We start from the raw sequence: 10,963 nt of genomic DNA on the forward strand, positions 1-10,963 counted from the left end.
AGTGTCGGTTTTAGTAGTGGACGAGGCGCCGAGTCCTGCGGCTTTGGACTCGTCGCCTCGTTCACTACGACAGAAATGGATCGTGCGTTGCTAAAGAGTATGGGCATGGGATTGTATGAGTGGATCAGTGGTTTACGTTTCACGATGATTTCCTAGAGCGTGTACGAGGTGGGTCGCCTTGGGGATCGGTCGGAACCGCTGGCGGTGGACTGGTGCCGCCCCCAGCTGGGTTCATTTTCGTGCCCTGCATACGGGCGGGCGCCACCGGCATCATGCGGCTGGGATTCCCAGCGGCTGGGTTGCCCGGCGAAGTTCGTCGCCGCAGCGGCAACAACGCCGCCTCCGCATTCCGAGTGACCTCGCTGAGCAGTTCGTCGACACGCGCGCGGAGGATCCCGGCAGCGGCTAAGGCAGGAATCGCGACGATCAAACCTCCGACCGTGGTCACCAACGCCTGATAAATCCCCTCCGCCAGATCGCCCGCCCCTGCGGCCCCGCGACTGGCGGCAACCTGACGAAACGCAAAAATCATTCCCGATACAGTCCCGAGCAAGCCGACCATCGGCGAGAGGTTCGCAATCATCGACAGGTAATCGATCCGGCGGTGCAGCTGGGCCGATTGCTCAACAAGTGCATTCTCGACGGACTTTTCCATCTCTGACCAACCAAACTCTCGATTGGCGAGCGCTATCGAAACGACACCAGCAAGCACGCTGGGACGCCGCTGCAGAGCAGACTCCGCATCGGACCAACGCGATTCACGCAGCGCCGCGGCGACTTCGCTCGCCAATCCCTCGGGAATAAAATCGCGACGCCGCAATGAGATGACTTGGTCGATGACGAGATAAACCGCCACGAGACTCAGCAAGACCAAGACCAGCAGAATCACCAATCCGGGAACACCGCCGCTGGTGATGATCTCCCAGGCCGATCCACCTGTCGATCCATCTACCGATGGCGGGATCGTCGCCTCGGGCTGCGCCAACACTTGCTCGCTGTTGAACATTTCGACTCCATTCATAACGTCTCCTCGGCCTCCCCACTGGTACTCGCCTGCGAAGTGCGGGACGGTTTTACCGAGCGGCCGATCGATAGCAAAAACTCGGCATCCGCCAAGACCGGGTCACTCCATCGCAACCGCAGCACTCCCTCTCTCTGCAGTTTTTCGATCATGGTGTCGTGTTGATCACGGAGAGATTTTGCGATGCGGTCAACCCGCCGCCGCGACTGACAGACCGACAGAATAATCATTGAGAAGATCGCCATCGGCAACAGCGACAAAAACAAACTCGTCAACAGCATCGCAGCGCTGGGGTGCGGGAACTGATCGAGCCAATGGTGCACGTGTGCCGGTTCGCCCGGCGTGCCGATTGCCAGATAACTCGCGTCGAGATAGCCGCGGTACAAAGCCACCAGAGGCCCCGCCATCAACGCCCAAAAGATCAGCGTTCCCACCAACCCGCCGAGCAACGCGAAACCTGATGAAACACTTCCTCGATCGATGCTGTCATCAAAGGCGGTTTGCGAACCCTCTTGCAACGCATCGATACCCGCGAGCATCGCCAGCGGTTGGTCATCGGGCGAGGTCGGATCGGCGATACTCTCGGGCGTGACATCGAGACCTCGCAGTTGATGCCGAAACCGATCCGCCATCGGTCCCAGCCGATCGGTAACCGCGGCGGCAGCCCGCTGTCGCAATCCATTACGCAGATCATGGGCGGTTTCCTGACCTCCCCGAACATTCTGCACACTGGTGTAGACAGCACCGACGAGCGACGGGATGGATCCCGAGAACGTCAACAGCACGCGGTCCCATGCGCCGTGAGTCAGGTTCAAAACGGACAGAACGGTTCGATAGGGGAACCAAATCGCAGCCGTGTCGGCCAACAGGGTCAACCGCAGACGACTGCGAATCGCTGCCCGCAGCGGCGTGTCACCGCCGAGCAAGGTGCCCGCGATCTGCGTTGGTAATTTCCGCGCTTCCGCGTCGAGTCGATCGACCGCGGCGGTCAATTCGGGTAGTTCCGTCGTCAGCACCGAGGCCACCGCGGCAGTGAACCGGGCATCGAGCGCCGCCAAGCGAGTGTGTCGGCGATGATCGCCACTGCCTGACTCCAGCAGTGCCGCCTTGACGGCCGCCGCGATCCGTTCTGCCGCCTCACCGCCAATTTCCATTTCGCCACGGGGATCGATCTCAAAATCGGGCACCCGGACGGCCGGGGCGATGTGACTCTGCGGAGCAATCGAGCGCAATCGGGAGACGAGTGTTTCGACGTCGGCAGACAAATCGTCGTGGCTCGCCAAGCCGCCAACCTTGTTCTGCACCGGAGCTGGCTCGTCCTGACCAACCATGTTGACGACTGGGATAACGATCGTGCCTTCGGACGCCGACGCCAGTCCAGTAACCCGCTGACTACGAAGCTGATCTCGACGGACCACCAACAGCAACACCGATGCTAACGAGAGGGCTCGCTCGGCTACCCCGGCGATGGCCCTCCGGTCATCGGTCGCCCCCGGCGCATCGACGATCAAATAAGGCGTCCCAATGGACTGCATCTTGGCCGCTTCACAGGCTAAGAACCGCTCGTGACGCGAATCCAGATCCGAGGGCGGCCGGGGACCAATCCATGTCAACTTTTCAGTAGCGTCGTCGAGCTGGTTGCCGCTGCGAATGGCCGCTGCGATGGACGGTTCATGGACCAGTTGCCGGGTGATCCACGATTTGCCTTGTCCGGTCGCACCGACGATCGCGATGACGGTCGCGTTATCGGCGCGGTCGGCCAAGACCGCGGCTGCTGCGTCTTCGTGCGCCCGGCAGAGTTCGGTAATCTCTCGGCCTGCTTCGCTGCCGCCGAGCACGCGGCGGGAAGCCCGCTGGACGCGCCGAACAAAACGATCTCCCGTATCGCCGGCGAGCGGATCGGGGTGAGTCGTTGGCGAAGGGTCATTCATTTCGTCGACTCCGCGGACCGTGGGATCAGTTTCTGCAACTCACCGACAAATTCATCGCGGACACGATAGACCGGCATACTCGGTCCGCTCGTTTCACTGCGGGTGATCCGCGAGGGCGGGAGGGTCACGTCATTGCCGGCGACCCGGACTTTCATGGGTGGGTCGGGTCGGGCGATGCCCAGTTCGTCGCAGAGCACGGCGAGGAAATCGGCGAGCTGCTGCCGCGCCGCTTGCTGGCCCACCTCGCGGGCGCCTTGGTTCCCCGCCCACATCGCCGCCAGCGCCCCCAGACCCGCGGCCGCAAACAACTCGGGGATGGAGGCCGCGAGCACAAAGCTGTGACCAAAGTCGATGGGGACCATCAAAGCTGCCCCGAACGCCGCCAGGATCGTCGCTAAGGGCGTCAATCCATGAGCGAGTTTCTTGTGCATCGGAATCTCGCTCCACATCTGGCGGATCGCATCGTCGAGCCGCCGGGGATCGAGCGTCGTGAAATCATCCTGCTCAAATCGCGTCACCGCTCGCTCGATCGGGGCGAGCAAGAGTTCGTCATCGCCACGGCTATCCTCCTTGCCGCGATCGGTCGCTCGAGGGCGGACGGCAGCCGGGGAGCGATCGTCCGCTGGCTCGGCCCCCGTCACGACATCTCCCGCCTGCCGCGGAGGTGTCTCGGAGTCGGCATGTTGATCGCGATAGTGTGACAACACGACCGTGCCGCCCTGTCGTCCGATCTCAGCTAGCAAACGTTCCGGCGCTATCAGTCCGCCATACTCGCCACTGCGGAACCGTCCCTTGATGTCGTCGGCCGCACGCTGGCTCAGCGCCGACGGCGTGAGCGATCGAATCAGGTCACCGGCACCGCCGACGAAATTGCGAATCGTAGCGTTCAGTCGCACGCCCCATCTCGCGTACCAGGGCGCCGTGGCGGCGAAGGATTCCGACAATTGACGCACGATCCGTTCGCTCTGATGAAGACGCAGCTCGGAAACTTCACCGCTCATATTATGGTTGGCAAAAAACTCTAAAGACGCATCCAAGAGGACACGTTGGCACTGTTGAGTTTTGACAAAGGAGGCTTCCGCGTTCTCCCGAATCGACTCGAGTCCTTGATCCCAAACGATTTTCTCTAAATTAATCCGCAAGGCGCGGTGCAGTTGAGAGAACAGGACCCCACGATCTAGCCTTTGGGGAAGTGACTTCAGGAACCGCTCGTCATCGATCGACGCCGGAGGGTTCTCATCCGGATTGGACGCCACCTCAAAGAACACGGGCAAGGGTTCATTGTCGTCGAGGGATGAGCCCGCCAGCCCCACGGCGACCGCGTTGTCTCGCGAGGGACTACCCCGACCGCCGTCGTCGTCATCGTTTTGCTGTGGAATGAACGGACGGCTGGCGGGAACGTCGTAGTCGTAGGCGGCGTAGATCGAGGAAACACCGTTTTTCTTGCACAGCGGCGAAAAGGTCTCAAAGATCTGGTCGGGTGTCTGCCGCGGACGCACTTTGTTAACCGCCAGCATGCGGGGCACCCCCGGCATCAGGTCGGCGGCGATCCGCATTAAGTCAGCCAGCGTCGTGTCGCGCGACGACGCCGCATCGCTGACGATAAGAAATGCCGAGCACAGTGTTGCTGCGCGGCCGAGCAACTCCTTGCGCCGCTGCGGCGATCCCAAGCCCAGCTCCTCGTCCGAGACGATGTCAGGACAATCCAACAACCCCACGCCCACCTCGTCGAGGCCGGGATCGGTCGCCAACAACGCGACGGCGAGTTGTGATTCTTCTCCCGAACGATTGTTGTACTGGGCAGCCGCCTCAACAGGGTCTTCCGCAAGATTCTCCGGTGGTTGGCCCAGCGAATCGCCTATGCGTGAAACCAACAGACTCCACAACTCGACGTCCGATCGCCAAGACTCAGGCAGCCATAAAACGAACCGGTGGGTGCCTTCGCGGTTGCTCGTGCCCCGCAGGGTTCGCTGTTGACCAGCCGGGCTGAGGAAGGAGCTGACCAGACTCGTTTTGCCACTGTTGAGCATGCCAGCGACGGCCAGGGTCGGCCGATCGACCAAGCGTGCTGCCGTATCGAGACGACGACCCGCCGTCAGGGTTTCTGTGGCGACCGGCGACTGCATCCGCCGCAACGCCATCAGGTAGCTTTCACGCCCCGGAACCGGTGCCAAACGGGCGACCGCTGCCCGGCGATCGTCGTCTTCCAACAACCCTAACAATGCAGGCCAATCGATCTCCGGCTCTTTCGGCGTGCGTCGAAGCGGGAACATGACAGGCAAACTTGCAAACGAGCGTGATTTTTGCAGGGAACGAAGCCACCATCATCCCGATTTCTCACGGGAAGCACAAGCACGCCCCCTAGTCGATGTACTGAACCCCCGAAGGCATCGGATCCTCACTGATGATACGATCGCCCTGGTCATCATATCGGCGGGACTCGTAGGTGCGGGGCTGGAACCCATCACCCTGGATGCCTTCGCCACCCTGGTAGCCGCCACCGACCGCTCCGCTGCCCAGGTACGGGTCGACGACACCGCCGCTGTATGATGACCCACAAGTACCGCCGCAAGAGGAACCGCAGCCACAATCACCGGGCATCGCCGCGCTATATCCACCGTCGACGCATCCGTTGCCCGCATAACCTTGGCCTGCATACCCTTGCCCCGCATAGCCGCCTTGGCAGCCACCGTAGTTGGGAGCGTAGTTCGGTGCCGGGGCACAGGTCGGTGCCGGAGCACAGGCCTGCGGCGGTGCGTAGTTGGGAGCCGGGGCGTAGTTCGGCGCTGGAGCGTAGGCCGGGGCAGCGGCCCGTGGCTGGTTGCAACCGAGCAGCCCGCAACGAGGCAGGCAGCAACCAGGCCGACCCGGCGCCGCCATGGGAGCCGCTGGACCATTGTTCGCCAAAGGATTGATGGCGGTGCCAATGGCGCGGGCCTGGTTGCACAAGCCGCAACGTGCACCGCGACCGAACAAGAAGTTCTTCATGCCACAGCAACCGGAACTACTGCCCATGACCATCACGAGCGCAACAAGTGTGAGAGATCGGATAGTCATCAAAGTTTCCTTCATAAGCAAAGCAGGTGTAAACGGTGGCTTCCGATGGGAGACCACTGAAAACTAGGTCGCGTTTCGTGTTGTGCAAACGCAACATTGTTTTTTTTCAGCAACAATTGGTTGTTGGGGCGCAACAGCGATGCTCGATGCGGCGCATTGGCCGATATCCCCAACGGTCGGTTATTGGTTGACTTCCTTTTTTTGCACGTCTGGTCTCAGCGATGATGCACCCTCGGTACTCTCACGATGCGACAACCGCGTTTTCGATGGCGCAAGCCCTCCCAACGCGGAACACACCGGCGGCAACCTGCCGCCACGCACTGCGCAGCAACGAAATCACCGCGACGAACACGTTCTCATTGGTTGCTCGAAAGATCCTCGCTGCGTTTTGGGTAACCCTCACAGTCACTCTCGTCACACCGCCCTTGCACGCCGAACCGTCCGCTTACGCCGAACCATCCACGTACGCCGAACCGTCCGCGAACGGGGGGCTTTCCGCGACGCCTCGCCAATGGCTCGAAGAGTCGGATCCTCCATTGCCGACACCGACTCCCTCGGCTGACCCGGCTTCGTCGATCCCCGACCCTGACCTGAGCGTCCACCTCGGGCCCGATGTTCGGCTCCTGACGGCGACAGACCATTCCGCGACCCCAGCAGAGTTGGGAGCGCTCTCCGAACCGGCGTCCGAGATGCCGACGCTGCCATCAAGCTTGACCAAAGACCTACGCAGCGACCGAATCTGGCTGATCAATACGCGTTGTCTGTCGCACCACACTTGCTGCATGGATCTGAACCGGCCTGATTTTCGTGTCGAGCGACTCGATCCCTGCGGCCGCCGCCGGGCCTCGAGTGTCGAGGAATACCTTTCATCAATGGATTCCACACGCCCACGAATCATTTACGTTCATGGAAATCGCCGCGACTCATGCAGAGCGATCTCACAAGGACTCTATGTTTATCGTCAACTCGCCTGCCACCGGCACGGGGACCAACCCTTTGACTGGGTGATCTGGAGCTGGCCGAGCGATGCGAGTGCTTTATTCATCGCCGACGCACGCGAAAAAGCACAGCGAACCGATTCTCAAGGCCTCTACGTGGCTTGGTTGCTCCGCGAACATTACCAGCGTTCTCAACCGACCGGATTGATTGGCTTCAGTTTCGGCGGACGAATTGTTACCGGAGCCCTGCACGCCTTGGCTGGCGGCACGGTGGGACGACGCACGACCGGGGCCCCCGCCATCACCGGCGCCAATATTGATGTGGGGTTGCTCGCTCCCGCGGTCGACACAACTTGGATGATGCCACAGGGGCGTCATGGGCTAGCGACCCAGAACATGAATCGCTTGTCGCTGCTCTACAACCGCCGTGACATCGCCTTGAGATTCTTCAAGCTCGTCTCGCGCAATCCTGGCGGTCAAGCACTGGGGTACACTGGACCACGCTGCTTCGCCCGCCGTCATGACGGGACACCGCTGCCCGTCCGCGCTTTCGACTGCGCCCAAACCGTTGGCAATCACCACAGTGAAAAACTGTACTACGAACAAGCACACTGCGCCGGTCACGAAATGGGGTCGTTAATCGAATCCACCATGGTGATCGATTGAGTTGGAGCGAGCGGGCACCCCGCAAAGCTTCACTAACCCGATCGAACGTTACGAAATGACTGCTGAGCACAACATGATCGATCGCTTTTCCTGACATCAGTGGACCCAACAGACCGATGATCTTCATCAGCGGCACGCGTCCATTTCACCCGGTTCGATTCAGGCAACTCAGCAATGCGATCAAGGATGATCCCAACTCAGCGCAGCAGATTGGCATGGACGGCGTTCGCCATCCTCTTGATGACGTCCTCACTGCAGGCAGGATCACCCTGGTATGTGCCATGGGAAGGCCCGTGGCCCTGGTCGCGATTTGAGGGATCGCGACGAATCGACGTGATCGGTCCCATCGGAAACCGATTGCCTCCCTCGTACCGACGCCAATACAATCGCCCCAGCTACATCGGCGGCAAGATTGCCGCCAAAATTGCACCTTCGAGCCAAGAGGCGATGGCATTCCATCGCTCCAACGAACTCGGGCTCTACGACGACAACGGGATCAAAGGGGCATTTGCTGGGAAGCACTGTCCACCAGAGCGGGTCGAGCAGCACTATTTCTACCCCAAGCCTTGGGAGGTGCTTCTGGTGGGTCCCCGCGACGATCGCATGCAAACGTCGCAGACCGACGAAGAGTTTTCGCCACCAGAAATCTATCAAGAATTCGAACCGCGAGAATTCCGAGAACTGCTCGAAGAGTCCAATGCACTCGATGATGCCATCGAATTAGAAGCTCCGTTCGGCGAACTCGAACCGCTCGATGAATCACCCGAAGATGCTCTCGATGGATTGGCGCTGCCTGAGTCGGAACAGCCCGAGATGACATTGCCCGAGTTGACTCTACCCGATGGGCAATGAGTCCTCAGGCTGATCCTGCGGCCGCGGTCCTACTCATCGGCGAGAACTAACTCTTCTCGGCTAAGAGTTTTTCGATCGCGGTGGTCATTTCCGCATCCGATGGTTTCGTTGCCGAACGGAAGCGGTTGGCGAGTTGACCATCGCGACCGATCAGAAATTTCTCGAAGTTCCACTTGATCGCCCCCGTGCCCGCTGGCGGGGCCGTTTCGCTCGTCAAGTGTTGGTAGAGTTCGCTGGCGTCGTCTGTGTTGACTTCAACCTTACTCATCATCGGGAAGGTGACGCCAAACTTGGCGCTGCAGAACTGTTGGATCTCCGCGTTCGTGCCCGGTTCTTGACGGCCGAACTCGTTGCAGGGGAATCCCAAGATGACCAGTCCTTGGTCCTTGTACTTCTCGTATAAATCCTGCAATCCAGCGTACTGTTTGGTGTAGCCGCACCTGCTGGCAACGTTCACGATTAGCACCACTTTGCCTTCATAGTCATCCAGGTCGACGGATTTTCCATCGATCGTTTTGGCGGTGAAATCCAAAGAATTACTGTGCTCAGCAGAGACGGCGTCTGCGGCCGAAAGAGGTGCGGTCATGAAACATCCGAGGGCCAAAGCGAGTAAAAAAAGTCGTGTCATCGGTCGAATTCCAACAGGATCAGAGGGAGAGAATCGGGGACTCACGATATGATAGTAGGCAAGCCGATAGGAAATGAACAGGCTTTTCATTTGGCTCTACCCCTATTTGACCGCAGCCACGAGAGAGAGAATTCAGATGACGTTAAACGGGAAAGTTGTTGCCATCACCGGTGGCGGGACGGGAATCGGCGCGGGACTGGCCCGTGGGCTGGCATTGGCCGGCGCCAACGTGACCGTCGGCGGACGCCGCAGTGAACCACTCCAAACCCTTGCGGATTCAGTCGATTCGCCTCTGCCCATTCGCACCCACACCATCGACGTCGCTGAAAACGCCAGCATCGAGGCGTTTTTTAGCGACATTCGTGACCAGGCCGGGCAAGTCGATATCCTGATCAACAGCGCCGGGATCAATATTGCCAAACGGACGATGGCGGAAATGGATCCCGATGAGTGGGACCGCGTGCTGCGGATCAACGCCACGGGCGCCTATCGCTGCATGCGTGAAGTCCTGCCCGCGATGCGAGATCGTCGCGATGGATTAGTCGTCAACGTATCCTCCATTGCCGGGAAACGGGCCATTTCGTTGGGCGGAGTCGTCTACTGCGCCAGTAAATTTGCGATGACCGCCATGGGTACCGCCGTGGCCAATGAAGTCCGCCACGAGGGCGTGCGGATCACCAATGTCTATCCCGGAGAAGTCAACACACCCATCCTGGACCAGCGGCCGGTGCCCGTTTCGGACGAACATCGCGAGTCGATCCTCCAACCCGAAGACATTGCCGAACTCGTCCTGACCATCTGTCGGCTGCCACCGCGTGCCTGCGTACCGGAAATCGTCATCAAACCGACGACACAAGAGTGGGTGTAGTTACCCAGATTCTCTTGCTTCGCAGACGCCTCAAACTGTATCTCTTCCACGATGGAAGAGATCTCGATCCAGCCGAAACACTATCTCACCTGCCTTTGGCCGGGGATGGCTGAATTGTGGTGGCGGGGCCGGGTCTCGGCGTTGCCGACCGCGGTCGCTTTTGCAGCTGTCGTCAACGCGCTGCTGGTCGCAAAATTCATCTATTCCGATTGGCTCTCGGGCGGCTTGGTGATGCTCGCCTGCTGGGTGGTCGCAGCCGCCTGGGTGGTATTGACGGTCCGGTCGATCCGAGAACTCCCACTGTTGCTGACGCCGCGACGAGCCAGCGCTGAGCCGGATCCGTTCCCGCAGGCCCAACTGGCGTATCTGCAGGCGGATTATGCCGAGGCGGAGAAACTGCTCAACGAAACACTCGCGATCGAGCCCCGCGATCCGCCCGCCCTGTTGTTGCTCTCCTCAATCTACCGCCACAGTGGCCGGCTGCACGCCTCGCAGCTGCTCCTTGCAGAAGTCCGCAAACTCGAAGTCGCTGAGCAATGGGAACTCGAATTTGCAGCCGAACAAGCGCGACTGCAGCGAGACATCGAGTCCCGAGCGGAAGCCGATCCAGAGGAGGAAGCCCAAACTGCTGAGGAAGCGCCTGCAGCTGAGGAAACGTCCGCAGCTGAAGAAGCGCCTGCGGCTGAAGATGCCCCCGCAGCCGAGGAAAAACCTGACGCGGTAAAGGACTCCCCTGGGGAACAATCGATTCCTGAACCGCCGGCCACCCAGTCCGCTGCTTAGGAGCGCGGGAGCAATCAGTGTCGTATTGGACGAAGCAACGAGCTGCTGGACACCCTGAAGTATCCCGAAAGGGATGATAGAAAATAGCCGTCGGTCAGCGCAGCGCCACCTCATAGGCATCAAGTTAAGCAGTACTCGAGGAGGTTTGGGTCGGCGAGCAACTCCATTGTTCCTGGTTTTGCCTTGCGTTTGGTTCTTTGGCAACGACGTCGGACGCGG

General features: G+C 60.2%; 9 protein-coding genes. 4 read left to right on the forward strand and 5 right to left on the reverse strand.

The genetic code is table 11. The annotated features are described in order from the left end of the window. Positions 1-139: 139 nt before the first annotated feature. From CA85_RS01105 to CA85_RS01120, 4 genes are all read right to left on the reverse strand, one after another. The gene (locus CA85_RS01105) at positions 140-1,021 is read right to left on the reverse strand and encodes a MotA/TolQ/ExbB proton channel family protein (protein WP_146389372.1); all 882 of its coding nucleotides are present in this window, start codon (positions 1,019-1,021) and stop codon (positions 140-142) included. Next, a complete protein-coding gene (locus tag CA85_RS01110; protein ID WP_146389374.1) occupies positions 1,018-2,952 on the reverse strand; it encodes a hypothetical protein in 1,935 nt (644 codons plus the stop codon). The genes CA85_RS01105 and CA85_RS01110 overlap by 4 nt, the downstream gene beginning before the upstream one ends. After that, positions 2,949-5,225, reverse strand: a complete 2,277-nt coding sequence (locus CA85_RS01115) for a hypothetical protein (protein WP_146389376.1) — start codon at positions 5,223-5,225, stop codon at positions 2,949-2,951. The genes CA85_RS01110 and CA85_RS01115 overlap by 4 nt, the downstream gene beginning before the upstream one ends. Before the next feature lie 88 nt (positions 5,226-5,313). Next, complete coding sequence (locus CA85_RS01120; RefSeq protein WP_246112387.1) at positions 5,314-6,009, reverse strand: hypothetical protein; 696 nt, start codon at positions 6,007-6,009, stop codon at positions 5,314-5,316. Between the two features lie 266 nt (positions 6,010-6,275). Between CA85_RS01120 and CA85_RS01125 the strand changes: the two genes are divergently transcribed. Together CA85_RS01125 and CA85_RS25530 are read left to right on the forward strand one after the other, a co-directional pair. After that, positions 6,276-7,613 carry an alpha/beta hydrolase gene (locus CA85_RS01125; RefSeq protein WP_146389885.1) on the forward strand — a complete coding sequence of 446 codons (1,338 nt, stop codon included), beginning with the start codon at positions 6,276-6,278 and terminating at the stop codon, positions 7,611-7,613. Between the two features lie 186 nt (positions 7,614-7,799). Continuing rightward, positions 7,800-8,465: a hypothetical protein gene (locus CA85_RS25530; RefSeq protein ID WP_246112388.1), complete on the forward strand. Its 666-nt coding sequence runs from the start codon at positions 7,800-7,802 to the stop codon at positions 8,463-8,465. A gap of 46 nt (positions 8,466-8,511) precedes the next feature. Here the strand turns inward: CA85_RS25530 and CA85_RS01135 are convergent, their stop codons facing one another. After that, positions 8,512-9,093 (reverse strand): glutathione peroxidase, encoded by a 582-nt coding sequence (locus tag CA85_RS01135; RefSeq protein ID WP_146389391.1) that lies wholly within the window; start codon positions 9,091-9,093, stop codon positions 8,512-8,514. A 136-nt stretch (positions 9,094-9,229) separates the two neighbouring features. Here CA85_RS01135 and CA85_RS01140 point away from each other — a divergent pair, with 136 nt between their 5' ends. Both CA85_RS01140 and CA85_RS01145 read left to right on the forward strand, forming a co-directional pair. Then, the gene (locus tag CA85_RS01140) at positions 9,230-9,961 is read left to right on the forward strand and encodes an SDR family oxidoreductase (protein ID WP_146389393.1); all 732 of its coding nucleotides are present in this window, start codon (positions 9,230-9,232) and stop codon (positions 9,959-9,961) included. 51 nt (positions 9,962-10,012) lie between these two features. After that, entirely contained in the window at positions 10,013-10,744 is a 732-nt protein-coding gene (locus CA85_RS01145; protein WP_246112389.1) for a hypothetical protein, read from the forward strand. Positions 10,745-10,963: the final 219 nt, after the last annotated feature.

This window comes from Allorhodopirellula solitaria (genome assembly GCF_007859855.1).
Classification (GTDB): domain Bacteria; phylum Planctomycetota; class Planctomycetia; order Pirellulales; family Pirellulaceae; genus Rhodopirellula; species Rhodopirellula solitaria.

Coding starts and splice junctions, on each gene's coding strand:
- CA85_RS01115 (WP_146389376.1), bottom strand. CDS start 5,225: ATGTTCCCGCTTCGACGCACGCCGAAAGAGCCGGAGATCGATTGGCCT.
- CA85_RS25530 (WP_246112388.1), top strand. CDS start 7,800: ATGATCCCAACTCAGCGCAGCAGATTGGCATGGACGGCGTTCGCCATC.
- CA85_RS01120 (WP_246112387.1), bottom strand. CDS start 6,009: ATGACTATCCGATCTCTCACACTTGTTGCGCTCGTGATGGTCATGGGC.
- CA85_RS01135 (WP_146389391.1), bottom strand. CDS start 9,093: ATGACACGACTTTTTTTACTCGCTTTGGCCCTCGGATGTTTCATGACC.
- CA85_RS01145 (WP_246112389.1), top strand. CDS start 10,013: ATGGAAGAGATCTCGATCCAGCCGAAACACTATCTCACCTGCCTTTGG.
- CA85_RS01125 (WP_146389885.1), top strand. CDS start 6,276: ATGGCGCAAGCCCTCCCAACGCGGAACACACCGGCGGCAACCTGCCGC.
- CA85_RS01105 (WP_146389372.1), bottom strand. CDS start 1,021: ATGAATGGAGTCGAAATGTTCAACAGCGAGCAAGTGTTGGCGCAGCCC.
- CA85_RS01110 (WP_146389374.1), bottom strand. CDS start 2,952: ATGAATGACCCTTCGCCAACGACTCACCCCGATCCGCTCGCCGGCGAT.
- CA85_RS01140 (WP_146389393.1), top strand. CDS start 9,230: ATGACGTTAAACGGGAAAGTTGTTGCCATCACCGGTGGCGGGACGGGA.